Origin of the sequence: Pontibacter sp. 13R65 (assembly GCF_047525655.1) — a bacterium.
In the GTDB taxonomy this organism is placed as follows: Bacteria; Bacteroidota; Bacteroidia; order Cytophagales; family Hymenobacteraceae; genus Pontibacter.
In genome coordinates, this window is sequence record NZ_JBLIQL010000004.1 from 86,276 (window position 1) to 105,887 (window position 19,612).

Sequence of the window (19,612 nt, forward strand, 5' to 3'; positions counted from 1 at the left end):
TGCAGATCTTGCCAGGGGAAGTAATAGCCTTACAAGCCACCTTACATGATATTCCGCCACTTAGATAGATGAAGAAAACGGCTCTTTATGTGTATAGATTAGTGGCTAAACTGGCTTTGGATGTGTGATTAACCAGATAATTGGATACTTACACTAGACAAATTCATATAAACTATAAAAAATAAATCATCTTGTATATACAAGTTGTAAAATTTTATTATATTTGAGTAGAGTCAAATCTAACTATGCAGATGTTTTTTCATATTGACCCATTGTATATGCTGGTTATTCATAAAGTAAAAACGGCTGAACAAGGTTAGTCATAGCTAATTATAGCAGGAGTATTATTCTTAGATGCAGTAGCTAGAGAATACGCGTCCTGACACTGTTTTTAGGAAGGCCCTATTTTTAGCGACAAAATAACAAACGATAGTTAGTGTCTTGTCTGCGCTTGACTACTCTCCACAAGATGAAAGTATTCACAACTCCTTAATAAGTGTTGCTTAATATAAATGAACAAACAATCGTTAAAATAGTATTGTTTTTTTATTAATAATTTTTAGAAATTTATAATCATTAAATTATTACTTATTAAAATTAGGAACAGGAAAAAGTTAAGAATCAAATTCTTTTAATTATATGTAAAATAGGAGGTTACTAGCTTGTTCTTGTTTTGCTATGTTCTTTCCTGTGACCAAACAATAGTATATAGGTCATGCATAGCTTAGCTGTTTATAATAAAAGTATTTTGAGTTAGATAGGTAAAATAGTATCATATTTTGGAAAGATAGTATAGTTTCTTGCGTGCCTTATAACAATTTGTTTTTGAACACAATGAATGGTTTAATGTAAAATAATATAATATAAATGAAAATATGAAGAAGAATTATACGCTCCTTTATCTGTTGGTAACCACTCTGTTGTTACAATTTTGTAAAACTAATGTTCCGGCTGAGCACCAGGCTATGGGCAAGACTGAAGCTCGTGCGGAAAGTGCAAAGCCTTTTCCGTTTGGTGTAAATGCAAGTGGAGCGGAGTTTGGGTCTAATATTCCGGGTGTCTTCAATAAAGATTATACTTATCCAACTACCGCTCAACTAGATTACTTTAAGTCAAAAGGTCTTACGCTTTTCAGAATGCCTTTTAAATGGGAGAGGATACAACCAGAACTTGAAGGCGACCTAGACCCGATCGAGCTTTCCAGAATGAAGGCTTTTGTAGAAGCTGCCCAGGAGCGGGACCTTTGGGTAATATTGGATTTGCATAACTATGGGCGCCGCAAAGTAAATGGCACTGAGTACATTATAGGAGCGCCAGAATTACCTATAGCCCCGGTTGCTGATTTGTGGGGCAGGCTGGCTAAAGAGTTTAAGGGCTACAGCAATATTTGGGGATATGGCCTCATGAATGAGCCGCACGACATGTTAGCCTCTACGCCCTGGTTTAACATTGCGCAGGCCTGTATTACTAAGATAAGAGAAATAGACACTGAAACCTCTATTTTGGTAGGTGGAGATAGCTGGAGCTCTGCCGAAAGATGGATTGCCTACAGCTCTAACCTGGCAAACCTGAAAGACCCTTCACAGAACCTGATTTACGAGGCGCATGTGTATTTCGACAATGATGCTTCCGGGTCTTACAAAATGTCTTACGACGAAGAAGGTACTACACCTATGACCGGAGTTACAAGAGTAACACCATTTGTGGATTGGCTAAAGCAATATAATCTGAAAGGTTTTGTAGGCGAATATGGTGTGCCCGATAACGATCCGCGATGGCTGGTAACGCTAGATCATTTTCTAAAGCATTTAGAAGATAACGGCATTAACGGCGCATACTGGTCATCTGGACCCTGGTGGGGCAAATACGTGCTCGCTATTGAACCTCGCGACGGCCAAGACAGGCCGCAGGTAAAAACACTTGAGAAGTATAAGTTCGCTAAAAGCGAAGCCAGATAACATAGGCCGTACAGCTTTCTGTGTTGTAAGCAGTAGAGTTAGTACCGTGTACTGACTCTACTTAAGAAGGCTTTGTGCTTTCGGGTTTGAAAAAGGTCTGGAAGGCAAAATTCATTAGAAAAATTTCTTTATCAGCCTTTAGTAACTCCCTTCCTGTCATCTGCATCAGGTGCCGCAATTAATGGTTCAGAAGCATTATAGGCGATAATATGTTTGTTTGCCAACTTCTCTAAAATATAGCCTAATGAAAAAGAAAGCAGTTTGCCTGTGCCTGTTGCTATGCACCTTCCTGCCTGGCTTAGGAAGTGCCCAGAGTAGCCAGAATGCTAACTTCAAAGCTGGCAGTGAAGTTAGCTTTAAGGGAGAAGGTATTGCTACTAATGGTGAATTGCAAAATCATATTCTGGAGGATGTTACAAACCAAATTCCTAGGAAGGATACTGCTTTTGCCGATACTGCTTATAACATTGGTAAGCTGACGGCGAACACCACTACTATAGAGGAAGAGCCTGTTGTAAGCCTGCTGCCTTTCGGAATAAACCTGGCTGGCGCTGAGTTTGGAACCTCTATGCCTGGTGTGTATAATACCAACTACACCTATCCCACAGCCACTGATCTGGATTACTTTAAATCAAAAGGGCTTCTTCTGGTACGATTGCCTTTTAAGTGGGAGCGCATACAACACAACTTAGGTGGTAACCTGGATGTAGCTGAACTAACCCGCATGAAAAACTTTGTGACTGCGGCAAAGGAAAGAAGAATGCTCGTGTTGCTGGATATGCACAATTATGCCAGAAGAAAAATAGGAGAAGAGCATGTGATAATAGGCACTACGCCTGCCGTTACGATCGGGCATGTGGCAGAGGCCTGGAAAAGAATAGCAGACGAGTTTAAGTCCTTTGACAACATCTGGGGGTACGGTATAATGAACGAGCCCTATGCCATGCCCGCTGCAAATTCTTGGTTTAATATTGCACAGGGCATCATCACCGAAATTAGAACTGTAGATACTAACACTACCATAGTGGTAGGAGGAGATGGTTTTAGCTCTGCCAGACTATGGCCTTCTGTCAGCGACAACCTGAAAAACCTGGTAGATCCATCTAAAAACATGGTTTTTGAGGCGCATGTCTATTTCGATGCTAATTCCTCTGGTGAATACAGCCAGAACTATACAGCCGAGAATGCAAAACCAACTACTGGCATAGAGCGCGTAACGCCATTTGTAAACTGGCTAAAGAGCAACAACTTACGTGGTTTTGTGGGCGAATATGGCATACCCGACAACGACCCCCGTTGGCTGGTTGTGCTGGAATACATGCTTAGTTACTTAAAAGATAATTGTATAAACGGTACTTACTGGGCTGCCGGACCCTGGTGGGGCGATTATATGTTGGCTGTAGCCCCACGTAATGGCATTGATCGTCCGCAAATGGCAGTACTGGAAAAGTATAAAGCTGCTAATACTAACTGCGGAAACGTAACTTCTCTTCCTGGCAGCAACCTAGATTATAAATTCCTGGCCTACCCTAACCCAGCCACCGACCAATATTTTATTGAATTAGGTGCCTTTTACCCATTGGTTAAAGTTACTGTATATGATGTGCACGGAAGAGCTTTACTAACGGAAGAGTTTAAGTCTGTCGATAAACTTGAACTGGCCTTAACTCAACTAAGGCCAGGGCTTTATTTTATATATGTTGACACGGGTGCAAAGCAGACAAGTCTAAAAGTAATAAAGGATTAAATAAACATACATTACCCCAAGTGCAAACCATATTGCGCAGACAGTGGGGCCGCAGCAAATCTAGGCCCCCTTGATATTACTTATTCAAAAATATTATTAGACCACAAAAAAAATTATATGAAACAGCGATTTTTACTATTGTTGCTGATGTGCTCCCTGTTTATAGGCATATCAGATGCTTGGGCCCAAGCCATAGATGTGGCAGGCACAGTAAAAGATTCCGAAACTGGGGAGCCAATTCCTGGGGTTAGTATCGTGGTTAAAGGCACTTCGGTAGGTACAATTACTGGAGTAAGTGGAGAATTCAAACTGCAGGTCCCCGAACCAAAAGCTATACTGGTATTTTCTTTTCTTAGCTATACCATGCAGGAGGTGCCGTTGCAGGGCAGAAGCACATTAGATATCAGTCTGAAGCCGGATAGCAAGGTGCTGGACGAAGTAGTGGTAATCGGCTATGGTACCGTAAAGAAAAGCGACCTTACAGGAGCCGTTTCCTCAGTTAGAACAGAAGATATGCTGAAAACACTGCCTACCAGCGTTAATCAGGCCTTGCAAGGTCAGGTAGCTGGTGTAATGGTGAATAGGGGGGATGGCGCACCTGGTGCAGGCGTAAATATTACAATCCGTGGTACAAACTCTTTTTCCGGGAGTGAGCCTTTGTATGTAGTAGATGGTATTCCGTTTACCTCTGCTGCTACACCTAAAGCAGGCACTGAAGACAATATGCAGGCTATTAACGCGCTTTCTTTCCTGAACCCGCAGGACATCGAAAGTATGGAGATTCTGAAAGATGCATCAGCCACTGCTATTTACGGTTCCAGGGGAGCAAACGGAGTAGTACTTATCACAACTAAAAAAGGCAAGGCTGGAAAAGATAAGGTTGAGTTCATCTCTAACTTTTCATTGTCAGAAATATCTAAGCGTGTAGAAACGCTGAACGCCTACCAGTACGCTCAGTTTCAGAACGAGGCTTTTGCCAATTTCAGCGCTTACGAAGGAACAGCTTTAAGTGTGCCATTTCCTGGTACAGTTGGCGTTGATCAGGCAACAGGCTTAACCACTTATCGTCCTAAACCAGAGGACTTTTTAAATGGTATGCCCGAAGGTTCTACTATTTACCCGGTAGGATTTACCGGCACTAACTGGCAGGATCAGATTTTCAGAACTGCTACTATGCAGGACTATACTCTCCGTGTTTCTGGTGGAAATGAAAAAGGAGCACACTCTATTTCAGGTAATTACGTAGATCAGCAAGGTATCATCAATAATTCTGGTTACAAGCGTTATGGCGTGCAGTTTAACCTGAACAGAAAAGTAGGCAAGCTCCTGGATATAGGAACAAACAACAATATATCTTACACGCAGTTCAAGTTTGGCAAAACCAATTCCTCCGGTGCGCAGCCAAGCCTTATCAGCTCCACCTTATTGTTTGCGCCAACTTTCCCTGCCGATAACGATGAGTTCTCCGTTTTAAGGGAACAGAGCATTGCCTGGATGAACATTGCTAATCCTTACAAAACGACCACCGATGCGAAAGATGAAACTTTCTCTACCCGCGTTTCTACTTCGGCTTATGCCCAGGTGAACATTAGCCAGGATTTAAACTTCCGGCAGCGAATGGGGTACAACTACAATACCAATACCCGCGAAACATACTATGGCAGAGACCTGAACGAAGGAAGAGCACCAGTTAACGGCCGAGCCTCTTCCAGTACTCATAACAACGGGCACCTGGTGCTGGAGTCGATCATGTCTTATAACAAAACCTTTGGTCAGAAGCATAACATCAATGCTGTGGGTGCCTACTCTTACGAAGAAGGTAACTCCACATACCAAGATCTGGCTGCTACTAATTTCCCAACGGACATCACCAAAAACTTCGACTTGCGTGCAGGCTTGAATCCGGCTCCTATCAGTACCGGGAGAGATGCATTTAACCTGATGTCTGTGCTGGGTCGCGTTAATTACAGCTTCGACGGCCGCTACCTTTTAACAGCTTCTTTCCGGCGCGATGGCTCCAGTAAGTTTGCAGAGAAAAACAAGTGGGCTAACTTTTCTTCTTTTGCGGCGGCCTGGAATGCCGGCAACGAAGCCTTTATACAGAACCTGAACATTTTCTCTAATCTGAAAGTAAGGGCCAGCTACGGTCAAACAGGTAACCAGGGTATTGGGCCATATGGTAGTATGTACCGCCTGGCAATTGCCAACGTGCCTATAAACGGAAAAGAGGAGAGCGGTTATGTTGTAAACCATGGTTTAGGGCTTGTTGATCCGAATATCCGTTGGGAAACAACGTCGCAATACAATGCTGGTATCGACATGGGCTTTGCCGCCAACCGTTTTAACCTCACGGTAGATGTGTACCATAAGCGCACCGAAGACCTGCTGCAGCGCATCCAGATTGCAAACAGCACTGGCTTTGGTGTGATGCTGACGAACTATGGAACTGTAGAAAACAAAGGACTTGAAATTACTGGTCAGGGTATCTTACACTCCTCTTCAAACTTTACCTGGGATGTTAATGCAAACATATCGTGGAACCGCAACAAAATAATGGACCTGCCTGCCGACCAGTTTGCCCAGCGCTTGTGGCACTCCGTCGACAATGTGTTTATTCAGCGTAACGGTCAACCAATAGGTGCTGTGTACGGCTTGGTGGAAGATGGTTACTACGATAACCTGGCCGAGGTAATGGCTGATCCACAGTTTGCCAACCTGCCGGAAAACGTGCAGCGAACTAAAATAGGTGAGATCAAATACAAGAACATGGACGATGACCCCACCAGCATCAGCGAAACCACCGACCGGGTAATCATCGGAAACACCAACCCTAATTACACCTTTGGCATCACCAATAACCTGACGTACAAGAAATTTACCTTGAGTGTATTCTTCCAGGGTGTTGTAGGAGGTGATATTGTAAACACCAACCTGCTAAAAGTTAGAATGAGCCAGAATGGCAACATACCTCAATTCGCCTACGACACCCGTTGGACTCCTGAAACCGCAGCCTCGGCAGAATGGCCAAAAGCCAATGCCTCTTCTAACAGGATTATGCTCTTTTCTGACAGGTACCTGGAGGACGCCACCTATGTTCGTCTGAAAAACATTAACCTGAACTACAGCTTTAAAGTACCTTACCGGTTCATAGAATCTATAAATGTGTACGGAAGTGTAAGCAACCTGCTCACCTTCTCTAACTATAGCTGGTACGACCCGGATGTGAATTCTTTTGGAGGCGACGCATCAAGAAGAGGTGTAGATATGAACTCCTATCCAAACGCCCGCACCTTTACACTCGGCTTAAGAGCGGTTATACAGTAATGTCAACTTTAGAGAAGATCAAGATGAAAAAGATAAAATTACTAGCCTTGTTTCTGGTGGCAACATTTAGTACCTATTCCTGTAAAGATGCCTTAGAAGAAACCCCTTACGATTTTGTTGGGCCAAACCAGCTGGGTAACACCGAGGCAGCTGCCAACCTGTGGGTAAACGGGGTGCTCAACTCCTTTAACAGCGGCGACTTTTTTGCCTGGGGCGTATTTAACAGGCCCATGGAGGCAGATGCAGATGATATAACGGGCAAAGACTTTGCTTTCCGCGAGTTAGGTGCCGGTAACTTCCAATCAACCTCCGACCTGAATACCGTTTGGAACGGACCTTATGCGCTCATCCAGAAATGCAGCTTTGCTATTATGAAAATAGAGGAAATGACCATAGAGGAAGGCGTAAAGAACAATGCACTTGGTCAGTTATACTTCCTGCGAGGATGGGCCTATTTTACCTTGGTAAAAGCTTTTGGCCCTGTTCCTATCTTCAAACAATCAGTAACGGAAGGAGAAGACCCTAACCAGCCACGTGCTTCAGTGCCAGAAGTGTATGACTTTATTATCCAGAACCTGAAGGAAGCGGAAACCCGCCTGTATACCCGCAGCAACGGTAAGTACCAGAAAGGAAGAATTAGCCAGGAGGCAGCTAAAACACTGTTGTCGAAAGTGTATCTGACGATGGCATCGGGTGCGCTTGCCAATGCACAGGTTACAGTGCTGGGCGGTAAACAAACGCAAACTGTAGGAACCAGGGTAGTAAGAACCACAGCTGCACCAACTACTTACACCAAAGCTGTGGTAGCAGGGCACGAATCTTTTAATGCCGCAGAATATTTCCGGCTGGCCCGCGACAAAGCAAAAGAAGTGATGGCGATGGAAGGACCAAACATGGGGCTTTTTGAAAAGCAGATGGATATCTGGACCATACCAAACAGGGCCGGAAAAGAACACCTGTGGCAAATGAGCGCCATTAGCGGATCTGAAGTGTTCGGCAATATCATTTCTTTTCAGTATGTAGGTTACATAAATCCGAATGGTACCATTAATGGGGCGCACTACGGCATGGCGGATCACTGGTACGATCTCTTTGAGTTTCAGGATGAGCGCATCCGTGAGGGAGTTATTCACCGCTGGATGATGTTCCAGCCCGGTCAGATGCACTACTACCCGCTCCGCGACAGTACTTATGTTAAAAACAATGAGCTAGGCTATGTTAGTACTGATGTAACCTCGCAAGATCAGTGGCATATTGCTATGCTGAAAAAGTTTGCCATGATTACGGACCGTACCGTGTCCAGGGGAGATATGCATGTGCCTTTCCTTCGCTATGCCGAAACGCTGCTCATTTTTGCTGAAGCTGAAAACGAGGCGAATAACGGACCTACAGCTGAGGCCTATGAGGCTCTGAACAGAATTCGCAGGAGAAGCAACGCCTCTGATGCACCAGCCGGCATGAACCAGCAGGAGTTCCGCTCTTATGTGCTGGAAGAAAGAAGAAGAGAACTTTCGATGGAGATGAACCGTCGTTGGGACCTGGTGCGCTGGGGTATTTACCTGCCGGTAATGAATGCGATCGACATTGATGCCAATAATATCATCAAGCGCCGGCAAGAAAGGCACCTGCTGTTCCCTATTCCACTGAATGAAGTAAACGGAAACACGAGCATTAATGTGAATAACCCCGGTTGGTAGGAACTCTATTTAGGCTGCTCCTGGTGCTATGCATTGGGGGCAGTGCTATGGCTTTTCTTCCAGAATTTTCCCGCTATCCGATTATTTTATTTGCAGCATCGCATTTGTAAATTCTAAAGTCAACTAAAATGTACAATCATAAATCTTCTATACATAAAGCAAAGGTAGCAGCCTTACTTTTGCTGAGTTCGTTTCTGATGTTCTCTTGCGAAGAGGATGAGGTGGAAATGGGTTGTAGCGGCGCTCCCGTTATTACCAGCATAACCAAACCAACCGACAGAACTGCCGTGCTTAAGGAGAGCAATCTCGATGACTGGATCATTATTCAGGGCTCCAGTTTCTGCCATGTGGAGCAGATTACACTCAACGATGTAAACGTAGACCTGGCAGATGCTTACATCACACCATCCGAAATAACACTGCGCATTCCTAGAAAAGCTCCCTTAGTAGATTCTCAGAAAATAACCGTACGCACCAAAGCCGGAACAGGGCAGTATACCTACACCATTATTGTTCCGCCAATCGTTATTACCGGCACCAAAAATGAGTATGCTGCGCCAGGCGAAAGTTTCTTTCTGAACGGAGATAATTTTGATGTATATGAGTTTGCCTCCAAACCCGGTAAAGTATTTTTTGGCACCATAGAAGTGCCCATAGACAGTGCTAGCAAAAACACGCTTTACCTGAAAGTACCAGCCGGAGCTACTGCCGGAGACGAGATTAAAGTAGTAAATGCCAGTGGAATAGAGCGGGTAGCACCGTTCCGTTACAAAGACAGCCGCAACCTGCTCTTCGACTTCGAGAACAGCACCAACCAGTATGTTACCGATAGCCCTGTGCCTGGTGGCATAAATGGCAAGTATGTAAGAGTAAACAAGCAGGTAAATTCCTGGGATGTGCTGGAGTTTGCAGGGGGGCAGGTAAGATTGCCTGCTGCTGCCGTAAGTAACCCTGAAAATTACCTGCTCAAATTTGAGGTAAACACCATCATGCCTTTTAACAGCAACCGCATCAGGTTAATGCTGGATGGTAACTGGGGAACTGAAAATACCTACAATTGGGTCTCAAACCCTGCTTTCCATACAAATGGCATGTGGGAAACTATGGCAATACCGTTGAACAGTATCATCAATAAACCGCTGGACCCTGGTAAAGAGACTTACAAAGCAGAATTCATTTTCCACGGAAATGGTGTGCTTACTGCTGATATGTCGTTTGATAATTTTAGAGTGGTGCCTAAGAATTAAAGTCTGCTCCTGGAGCCAAGTTTAATAGTGACCGGTGTTACATACCAATCGATAGCTGGTATATTTTTTACAGAATAATCCCTTAGCAGAAAGTGAGCTAAAAGGCTCCGGAAGGGCAATTTCATCTGAATAATTTGAAAAAGATACACTTAACGTACTGCTAATGTATCCTGACAACAGGTTGTGAATTATTCTAATGAATTTGCCCTTCCAGAGGTTATTTGTGCTTCATATCCCTCTGGGTGTATATCAGGCTTTCTTGCCTCTCACAGTAAACTTCCCCTGTCCAGACCGCTATCCGGTATGTAAAGTCAGGTGGCGCTGCGTCAATAAAATGAATTGTACTTCCATTTTTAACGAAACCAACTTTATATGAAAGTAGGAATAGACAGTTATTGCTATCACAGGCTGTTTGGGGAAGTCTACCCAGGCCAGAACAAACCTGACAAAACACTTTCTTTCGAAGATTTCATGATGAAGATAGGAGACATGGGAATAGAGGGTGTTTCGCTGGAGTCTTGTTTTATACCGCGTTTCGACCAGGCCTATTTGCAAGGCATAAGAGCGCAGCTCGATGGCATGGGCATGGACCGTGTGTATGCCTGGGGCCACCCCGATGGGCTGGAGGGTGGAAAAAATGAGCGGGCATTCGACGAAATGATGGAGCACATAGAGTATGCCAGCCAGATAGGGGCAGACGTGATGCGGGTAGTAGGAAGCAGCCTCCTGTTCAGGTTTGAGCCACATGCACCGCAGCTCGAAAAGCTGAGCCATATGTTCTCCGAGGCTACTAATCTGGCGAAGGCTTATGGTGTTAAGTTAGCCGTAGAAAATCACATCGACTACAACTCCGACGAAATTCTGCAACTGGTCACGAATGTAAACTCACCCTATTTCGGGGTTAATTTCGATTCCGGTAATTTTCTGCGGGTTCTCGACGATCCAATTCAGGCCATGGAAAAGCTTGCGCCGCATGTGTTTGCCACCCATATTAAAGATTTGCTGCCGGTGCGGGGAGTGCCGGTAAACGAATGGTATTTTTTCTCCTGCGTGCCTACCGGCCACGGCCTTATTCAGAACGAGAAACTGGCGCAGATTCTGAAATCGCACAACTACCAGGGCTTTCTGGCAGTGGAAATCGATTTCCTGCACCCCGACTACACCAATCAGGAAGAGCAAGTGGTGAAAGAAAGTATCAAAGCATTGAAAACCATGGTTCAAAATCTGGAAGAATGGAAAAGCAACTCCATATTGGCATAGTAGGCTACAAATTTATGGGCCGCGCCCACAGCAATGCCTGGTTAAAAGCTCCCCTGTTTTTTGATGTGCCTGCTCAGCCAATTTTAAAGGTCGCCTGTGGCCGCCACGAGCCTGCCCTAAAAGAGTTTGCGCAGAAATGGGGCTGGCAGGAAACAGAAACTGATTGGAAAAAGCTTATTTCCCGCCCCGATGTCGATATAGTAGATATTGCCCTCCCGCAGCACCTGCACTACGACATAGCCATAGCTGGTGCCCGTGCAGGTAAACACATCTTCTGCGAAAAACCGCTGGCCATGACCAGCCAGCAGGCGGAAGAGATGCTGCGGGTATGTGAAGAAAACAACGTAAAGCACTACCTGAACCACAATTACCGCAGAACACCGGCCATTTCGCTGGCAAAACAAATGATTCAGGAGGGGCGACTCGGACGCATCTACCACTGGCGTTGCGCCTACCAGCAAGATTGGATTGTAGACCCAGCGTTCCCGCTCACATGGCAGCTCCGGAAAGAAACGGCGCAGGCCGGACCGCACTGGGATTTAAACTCGCACTGTGTAGACTTAGCTCATTTTCTAGTAGGTGAAATCGCGACAGTAACCACCCTCACTACTAATTTTATTTCTGAAAGGCCATTGGCAGAAGAAGCCAGTACAGGTAACCTCCAGGCGCAAAGCAAGGGCCACGAGAAAGGAGAAGTAACCGTAGAAGACGCTGCCCTGATGCTGGTGCAGTTTAAAAACGGTGCCATCGGTTCTTTCGAAGCTACCCGGTTTGCCACTGGCCGAAAAAATAAGTTATCATTTGAAATTTATGGCAGCAACGGGAGTCTGAGCTTCGATCTGGAAAAGATGAACGAGCTGCAGTTCTTCTCGCTGGAGGACAGGGAGCAGGAGCAGGGCTTTAGAACCATACTGGCTACCGAACCCACACATCCCTACATGAAAAGCTGGTGGCCACCGGGCCACATTATTGGCTATGAACACGCCTTTGTGCATGCAGCCATCGATTTTATAACAGCCATAACAGAGGATAAAGCCATAGAGCCCAACTTTGACGATGGCCTCCGGATTATAAAAGTGCTTGAGGCTGGTCTTGCATCAGCAGAAACAAAACAGCAGGTAAGTATCAGTCAACCAGAACTAATTCTCAGCTAATCAACTTCAAATGCTATGGAATCAACAATAAGAGATAAATTTCAGACAGACGGTTTTGTCATTGTAGAGATACTCACCGAACAGGAGGTGTCGGAGTTTAGAGAAGTAATGGATGCCTTAATCAGTCCAAAAATAAAAACCGCCGACACCGAAAAACGCAGTTCTTCCTTCCAGCACCTGGGCGACGAAATCAAGGATTTTGGGAAAGAGGCTCGTCAGTATTATTTCCACCTGCTCACAAAGCCTGGTACGGAGTCTATTCACCATGCGTTCCACCACCCAAAAATGCTGAAGACTGTGGAGGAATTGTTAGGGCCAAACCTGATCGTGAACAATGCTTCTATTCTGGCTGCCAACGAAGGAACCTCTTATTCCCTGGGCTGGCACCGAGACATCATACAAATTCCGCAGGACGAGATAAACGATTGGCTGTTTTCGCCCGAGCGGTTTCACAACAGTGTACAAATTAATTTGCCGCTCGTGGACGAGAATTCGCTTTGGGTAGTGCCAGGCAGTCATAATCGACCTAATACACCGGAGGAGGATGCTGCTTTCCAGGGTTCCAAGCACTATGCTCCGGTAGGGGTAGAGATGCCCGGGGGAGTACCTGTTTCTTTAAAAGCGGGGCAGGCGGTACTATACAACAATAACTTAATTCACAGAGGCTATACCGAAACCATGAAGGTGCCGCGCCGCACGCTGCATATGGGCTACCATAGTGCGGCATATCCGCCAACCTGGCATTTCTACCTGCTCAATAGCAACCTGCTCACGCCCCAGTACCTCGACACGCTAAGCCCCACCATGCGCCGCATGATGGAAGATTACCTGGCCTGCAAAGGCGAATACCCGGAGATGAGCGATACCTGGAAGTGGGAATACAATTTCCCAAATGCCTATTCAACTACATAAAAGAGAAACAAAGGGGGGGAGGGGCAACTTTCCCTCCTTTTGCATTAGGTTGAGAATATGGCGTCAGGAGTAAAACAGAGCCTTGGCCACTTGGAGTTTATTAGAAAAAGGTGCTAAATTAATATTAGCAGGAATGCGTATTTTATGGAGTAAAGGTAATTAAAGATCAAAATAAGTTAAAAGAGTATTATAATTAACGTTCGTAATTTTTGTAAACTTGAATATGCAAATCAGGAAGAGATTTCAATAAATAAAATATACTTAATCAGTCTGTTATCCCCTATATGAAGCGTCAGCTTTTGACATTATTTGTCTTGTTCCATCTTGTTTATTTTACATCATGCCAGAAATCAGGGCAGGGGAGTAGCCCGGAGAACTGGGCGGCTGCAGGCGGTAATCCGGGGCAGACCAAATATTCAGAACTTGATCAGATAAATAAAGCGAATGTAGCTGAACTGGCTGTTGCCTGGACCTATCGCTCCGGCGACACTACCGGAAATGTGCAGGTAAACCCATTGATCATTGACGGTACTATGTATGTGACCACACCAGCGCAGGAACTGATAGCAATAGACGCTGCAAATGGCAAAGAAGTATGGCGCTACAACCCGGCCCGGAAAGGAGAAACGTTTGGCGGAACAAACAGAGGAATCGGGTATTGGCAGGCGCCAGCCGGAGAAGAAAGCAGACTATATTTCACCTCCGGTAATTACCTGAATGCAGTAAACAGCAAAACCGGAGAACCCATAGCCTCTTTTGGCGACAACGGCCGCATCGATTTGAATGCAGACTTGGTAAGGCCTGCTGCTGATATGAGTATCTTTTCTCCGGCTGCACCAGTTATTTACCAAAATACTGTTGTTGCCGGGGCTGCCTCTTGGAGCGCACCGGCCAATGTAAGCGGCTTCGACGTGACAACAGGTAAAAGAGTATGGATTTTCAATACCATTCCTAAGCCCAATGAGTACGGGTACCATACCTGGGGCAATAAGAAGTTCTGGCGCGATGGTGCCGGAGCCAATGCCTGGGGAGGTCTGTCTGTAGATACGGAGAGTGGTATTGTATACTTCTCCACAGGCCAGCCAAAAGATGATTTCTACCGCTCCGACAACGAGGGGGAGCAGCTGTTTGGTAATTCCATTGTAGCGCTCAATGCAACAAACGGTACCAGAATATGGCATTATCAGGCTATCCATCATGACCTATGGGACCTGGATCTGCCTTGCGCCCCCATTCTGGTAAACTTAAAGCACAAAGGCAAAAAGGTAAAGGGTGTGATGCAGCTGTCAAAGACGGGGTATATCTTTTTATTTAACAGAATCACAGGCGAACTTTTATCAGAGGTGGAGGAAAGGCCGGTGCCGCCCTCAGACTTGCCCGGCGAATATGCTTATCCTACGCAGCCTTATGTTACCTGGCCAGAGCCCTTTGCAAAGCAAGTTGTTACTGCCAACGACCTCACCAACCGAACACCTGAGGCATACGCTTACGCAAAAAAGGTATTCGATGAGATGGATGCTGGCTGGTATATTCCGCCCTCTGAAAAAGGCATTCTGTATTATGGCATACATGGTGGTGCAGAGTGGGGTGGAGGAGCTTACGACCACGAAGAAAATACAGTTTACATTAACTCTAATGAGCTGGCCTGGCAAATTAAAATGAAAGACCTGAACGCCACAGCATCTGAAGATAGTAATAGAGTTGCAGTGCTGCACCCTGGCAACAATGTATACCTGAAAATGGGTTGTGCCTATTGTCACGGCGCCAAACGAGAGGGCCAGGGAAGCCGCCCTAGGCTGACAGGTCTAGAAAAAAAATATAGCGAAGACGAAGTGTTTCAAATTATCCGGAACGGCAGAAAAGGCATGCCGGCTTTCTCACAAATTCCGGATACCGAACTCCGGCAGCTAAGCCAGTACTTGTTAGATAAAGATAGCGCTCCAGCAGAGAAAGCAGAAAAAAAAGGTCCTGAATACCGCTCACTGGGTTACGTAAAGTTCCTGGACCCAGACGGCTATCCGGCTACAGCACCACCCTGGGGCACCTTGAATGCAGTTGACCTGACCACCGGGAAAATAAAGTGGAAGGTGCCGTTGGGTGAGTACGAAGAACTGACAAAAGCAGGAATGCCGGTTACGGGTACCGAAAACTTTGGAGGAAGCATCGTGACCAAAGGCGGGCTGGTATTTATTGGAGCCACCCGCGATGAGAAATTTAGAGCCTTTGATAAGGAGACAGGTAAGGTTTTATGGGAGGTAAAACTACCATATGGCGGTTACGCCACCCCCAGTACCTACGCTGTAAACGGAAAACAGTATGTGGTAATTCCGGCAACAGGAGGTGGCAAACTGGGTGGCCCTACCGGCGACACCTACGTGGCCTTTGCTTTACCCGACTCACCAGCCACGGCTTCCAAAACAGCTTTAAAATAATTGAATGACTTTAAGATCAGAAAATATGAGAAAATCGACTTTAACAACCCGTTTAAGCTTTGCTCTTGCCTGTGTGCTGTCTGCTTTTTTGTGGAGCTGTAACACGAGCAAAGAAACAGACACGGTTGCTACTGAAAGTGTATTTGCCCTCAGTAACCTGGTGGCCTGGTGTATTGTACCCTTCGATGTAAAGGAGCGGGGGCCGGTTGAGAGAGCCCAGATGCTGAAGGAGCTTGGCATAACAAGGCTGGCCTACGACTGGCGAGAAAAGCACATCCCGGAGTTTGACGAGGAAATAGAAACACTGAAGAAGAATAATATTGCACTACAGGCCTTCTGGCTTTACTCCGGCCCTAACCCGGAAGATGACCCACACCTGAAAATTATATTGGATGTACTAGAGCGGCAGAAGGTAAAAACCGAAATTTGGTGCATGGTAGGCAGCATCGATAACCTCGATCAGATGACCCAGCAGGAGAAAATAGAAGCGCATGCGAAACCTATTAAATACATTGCAGAAAAAGCGGCCGAAATCGGCTGCAAAGTAGGACTCTACAACCATGGCGGCTGGTACGGCGAACCCGAAAACCAGCTGGCCCTTATCGATTACCTGAAAATGGACAACCTTGGCATCGTATATAATTTTCATCATGCCAAAGAGCATATTGAGCGCTTTCCTACCTTCTTTCCTAAAATTCAGCCTTACCTGCTAAGCCTTAACCTGGCTGGCTTGCAAAAAGGGAACCCGGTAAAAGTAGTGCCAATTGGGCAAGGAGACGCAGAGCAGGAGATGATGCAGATTGTGCAGCAAAGTGGCTACAAGGGACCTATTGGCATTATTAACGAAGACACGGCTCCAGATGCAAAAGTTGGACTCAGCATGAACATAGAAGGCTTACAGGATGTATTAGTGGCCCTTGAAGATTCTGCTGCCTTAAAAACCTACCGGCAACATAGCAGCGGTAGTAAAAAAGCAGCAGTGGCAAGTTCAAAAAATTAAGTTAACTTAAATTCTGTTTCAGAGCGCTTCGCTGCCCCTTGTGCTGCTCATAGTAAGAGTAATAAAGCCTTGAGTATCGACATTAATAACATAGAAATTGATAACCTTTACAAAAAGCCGCATTGCCCTACGCGCATCAGTAGCCCTGCTGATGGGCCTGATCTTTTTATTGGTGCCAGCTGTCTCCTTTGCTGCACCAGCTACGGTGAGTTACCTCCGGGCTGAATACCTGGTAAATCCACTTGGTATTGATGCTCCTAATCCACGATTATCGTGGCGGCTGGACGACAACCGGCGAGGGGCAGCACAAACAGCCTATAAAATAGTAGTGGGTACAGACTCGGCAGAAGTTAGCCAAGGCAAAGGCAGTTATTGGGATACTGGCAAAATTACGTCCGGTAACAACAGGGTAGTATATGGTGGCAAATCATTGCAGCCATTCACTAAATATTTTTGGGCCGTAAGCCTCTGGGATAAAGACGCACAACCTGCCACTTCAGCCAAAATAGCTTCTTTTGAAACGGGTATGATGGGAGCAGCTAACTGGCAGGGAGCCTGGATCAGCGACAACATGGATTCTAATCTGAAACCGGCACCTTATTTCCGGAAAGTTTTCGACACTAAAAAGAAAGTGAAATCGGCAAGGGCCTACGTGGCTGTAGGAGGTTTATATGAATTGTCGATAAATGGTAAAAAAGTCGGCAACCACCGCCTGGACCCTGCTTTTACGCGCTTCGATCGCCGCAACCTCTACGTTACCCACGATGTAACGGAGCAGTTACAGCAAGGCAAAAATGCTATTGGCGTATTACTTGGCAATGGCTGGTACAACTATCAGTCAACGGCGGTATGGTATTTTCATGAGGCACCCTGGCGTGCACGCCCCACCTTTTGCCTGGACCTTAGAGTAACCTACGAAGACGGTACCACCGAAACCATCTCTACCGGAAGAGACTGGAAAACCTCACTTAGTCCTGTTATTTTCAACAGCATTTACACAGCAGAGCATTACGATGCACGTCAGGAACAGCCGGGCTGGAACACCGCAAACTTTGACGATAAACACTGGCAAGCCGCTATAGACCGTTCGGCTCCATCGCAAAACATTGTAGCCCAAGCCATGCACCCAATTCGGAATGTGCAGGAGGTACAGGTAAAAGAACTAAAGCAGTTGAACGACACTACCTATGTTTTTGATTTAGGCAGAAATATTTCCGGTGTTAGCCACTTCACGGTTAAAGGCCCTGCCGGCACAGTTATCCGGCTGAAGCATGGAGAAAGACTATACAAAAACGGGCACGTAGATCTGTCGAACATTGATGCCCACTACCGCCCTACCGACGACAAAGATCCTTTCCAGACCGATATTTTTATTCTGAGCGGCAAGGGCGAGGAATCGTTTATGCCTCGGTTTAATTACAAAGGATTTCAGTATGTGGAGGTAACCAGCAGCAAACCCATTGCGCTGGGCAAGCAAAACCTAAAGGCTTACTTTATGCACAGCGATGTGCCCGCCCTGGGAAAGGTAAAGTCATCTAACCCCACACTCAACAAAATCTGGTGGGCCACCAACAATGCCTATCTCTCAAACCTGTTTGGCTACCCCACCGACTGCCCGCAGCGCGAGAAAAACGGCTGGACCGGCGATGCCCATATCGCCATAGAAACCGGTTTGTATAACTTTGATGGCATTACGATTTACGAAAAGTGGATGGCCGACCACCAGGATGAGCAGCAGCCAAACGGTATATTGCCGGCCATAATTCCAACAAGTGGCTGGGGCTACCAGTGGGGCAATGGCATCGACTGGACCAGTACCATCGCCCTTATCCCATGGAACACTTACTTGTTTAACGGCGACACCAGGCTACTGGAAGCATGCTATGGCAACATTAAGAGCTTTGTCGATAACATTAACACCAACTACCCGGGTGGTTTAACGGCAAGAGGGCTCGGCGACTGGATTCCGGTAAAGTCAGAGGCCTCAGTGGAGCTTACTTCTTCTATCTACTACTTTGTAGATGCCACCATTTTAGCCAAAGCTGCTAAACTGCTGAACAAGCAGGACGATCATCAGAAATACACCGCACTGGCCGCCAGTATCAAAGATGCCATCAATAGCAAATATCTGAACCGCCAGACTGGTATGTACGGCAGCGGCTTTCAGACAGAGTTGAGTGCAGCTCTTTACTGGGGGCTGGTGCCGGAGGAACTGCGAAGCCAGGTGGCAGCCAACCTGGCCAGTCGGGTAGAAAGAGATAACTTTCACCTGGATGTGGGCTTGCTCGGTACTAAAACGCTTTTAAACGCCTTGAGCGAAAATGGCTATGCCGATGTGGCTTACAAAGTAGCGTCGCAGGAAACTTACCCCTCATGGGGTTGGTGGATTGTGAATGGCGCTACCACCTTGTATGAAAATTGGCCTATAGATGCAGAGAAAGATATTTCGATGAACCACATTATGTTCGGGGAGGTGAGTGCCTGGTACTTTAAAGCACTGGGCGGAATTAAGCCTGATCCGGAGAAACCCGGCTTTAAGCATATATTGCTACAGCCAAACTTTGTAAGCGGTCTCCAGCAGTTTGAGGCATCGCACGAGAGCTGCCATGGCACTATAGCATCAGGGTGGAAAAAAACAGGGAAGAGAATTTCTTATGCAGTTACAATCCCGGCTAACACCACCGCCACACTTACCTTACCTGTAGCCCAGGGGCAGAAAGTGTATGAAGGAAAGAAGGAGTTGAAGGCGGTTTCAGGAGACGTGCGGCTGGTAAGCCAGACTGATAAGGTGCAGGTGTATACGCTGCCTGCAGGTGCTTATCAGTTTGAGCTAAAATAACATGGAAAAGAATTATCAATTATAACTTAAATACACCCGTCA

Annotated in this window: 11 protein-coding genes; all 11 read left to right on the forward strand. The window is 46.1% G+C overall.

What is annotated here, in order from left to right:
- Positions 1-875 precede the first annotated feature (875 nt).
- Positions 876-1,958, forward strand: a complete 1,083-nt coding sequence (locus ACMA1I_RS06495; protein WP_337067487.1) for a glycoside hydrolase family 5 protein — start codon at positions 876-878, stop codon at positions 1,956-1,958.
- Positions 1,959-2,202: 244 nt separating this feature from the next.
- Positions 2,203-3,705 (forward strand): cellulase family glycosylhydrolase, encoded by a 1,503-nt coding sequence (locus ACMA1I_RS06500; protein WP_337067488.1) that lies wholly within the window; start codon positions 2,203-2,205, stop codon positions 3,703-3,705.
- A gap of 117 nt (positions 3,706-3,822) precedes the next feature.
- A complete protein-coding gene (locus ACMA1I_RS06505) occupies positions 3,823-7,029 on the forward strand; it encodes a TonB-dependent receptor (RefSeq protein ID WP_337067489.1) in 3,207 nt (1,068 codons plus the stop codon).
- A gap of 23 nt (positions 7,030-7,052) precedes the next feature.
- Positions 7,053-8,726 carry a RagB/SusD family nutrient uptake outer membrane protein gene (locus ACMA1I_RS06510; protein ID WP_337067490.1) on the forward strand — a complete coding sequence of 558 codons (1,674 nt, stop codon included), beginning with the start codon at positions 7,053-7,055 and terminating at the stop codon, positions 8,724-8,726.
- A 128-nt stretch (positions 8,727-8,854) separates the two neighbouring features.
- The gene (locus ACMA1I_RS06515; protein WP_337067491.1) at positions 8,855-9,973 is read left to right on the forward strand and encodes a glycan-binding surface protein; all 1,119 of its coding nucleotides are present in this window, start codon (positions 8,855-8,857) and stop codon (positions 9,971-9,973) included.
- Positions 9,974-10,345: 372 nt separating this feature from the next.
- A complete protein-coding gene (locus tag ACMA1I_RS06520; RefSeq protein ID WP_337067492.1) occupies positions 10,346-11,233 on the forward strand; it encodes a sugar phosphate isomerase/epimerase family protein in 888 nt (295 codons plus the stop codon).
- Entirely contained in the window at positions 11,206-12,387 is a 1,182-nt protein-coding gene (locus ACMA1I_RS06525) for a Gfo/Idh/MocA family oxidoreductase (protein ID WP_337067493.1), read from the forward strand. The genes ACMA1I_RS06520 and ACMA1I_RS06525 overlap by 28 nt, the downstream gene beginning before the upstream one ends.
- Before the next feature lie 15 nt (positions 12,388-12,402).
- Positions 12,403-13,299 carry a phytanoyl-CoA dioxygenase family protein gene (locus ACMA1I_RS06530; RefSeq protein ID WP_337067494.1) on the forward strand — a complete coding sequence of 299 codons (897 nt, stop codon included), beginning with the start codon at positions 12,403-12,405 and terminating at the stop codon, positions 13,297-13,299.
- Between the two features lie 299 nt (positions 13,300-13,598).
- Entirely contained in the window at positions 13,599-15,731 is a 2,133-nt protein-coding gene (locus tag ACMA1I_RS06535; RefSeq protein WP_337067495.1) for a pyrroloquinoline quinone-dependent dehydrogenase, read from the forward strand.
- A gap of 25 nt (positions 15,732-15,756) precedes the next feature.
- The gene (locus ACMA1I_RS06540; RefSeq protein ID WP_337067496.1) at positions 15,757-16,731 is read left to right on the forward strand and encodes a sugar phosphate isomerase/epimerase family protein; all 975 of its coding nucleotides are present in this window, start codon (positions 15,757-15,759) and stop codon (positions 16,729-16,731) included.
- Between the two features lie 97 nt (positions 16,732-16,828).
- Complete coding sequence (locus ACMA1I_RS06545; protein WP_337067497.1) at positions 16,829-19,570, forward strand: glycoside hydrolase family 78 protein; 2,742 nt, start codon at positions 16,829-16,831, stop codon at positions 19,568-19,570.
- Positions 19,571-19,612: the final 42 nt, after the last annotated feature.

Excerpts from the sequence above, each read along its gene's own strand:
- ACMA1I_RS06495 (WP_337067487.1), top strand. The coding sequence starts at position 876 with ATGAAGAAGAATTATACGCTCCTTTATCTGTTGGTAACCACTCTGTTG.
- ACMA1I_RS06500 (WP_337067488.1), top strand. The coding sequence starts at position 2,203 with ATGAAAAAGAAAGCAGTTTGCCTGTGCCTGTTGCTATGCACCTTCCTG.
- ACMA1I_RS06505 (WP_337067489.1), top strand. The coding sequence starts at position 3,823 with ATGAAACAGCGATTTTTACTATTGTTGCTGATGTGCTCCCTGTTTATA.
- ACMA1I_RS06510 (WP_337067490.1), top strand. The coding sequence starts at position 7,053 with ATGAAAAAGATAAAATTACTAGCCTTGTTTCTGGTGGCAACATTTAGT.
- ACMA1I_RS06515 (WP_337067491.1), top strand. The coding sequence starts at position 8,855 with ATGTACAATCATAAATCTTCTATACATAAAGCAAAGGTAGCAGCCTTA.
- ACMA1I_RS06520 (WP_337067492.1), top strand. The coding sequence starts at position 10,346 with ATGAAAGTAGGAATAGACAGTTATTGCTATCACAGGCTGTTTGGGGAA.
- ACMA1I_RS06525 (WP_337067493.1), top strand. The coding sequence starts at position 11,206 with ATGGAAAAGCAACTCCATATTGGCATAGTAGGCTACAAATTTATGGGC.
- ACMA1I_RS06530 (WP_337067494.1), top strand. The coding sequence starts at position 12,403 with ATGGAATCAACAATAAGAGATAAATTTCAGACAGACGGTTTTGTCATT.
- ACMA1I_RS06540 (WP_337067496.1), top strand. The coding sequence starts at position 15,757 with ATGAGAAAATCGACTTTAACAACCCGTTTAAGCTTTGCTCTTGCCTGT.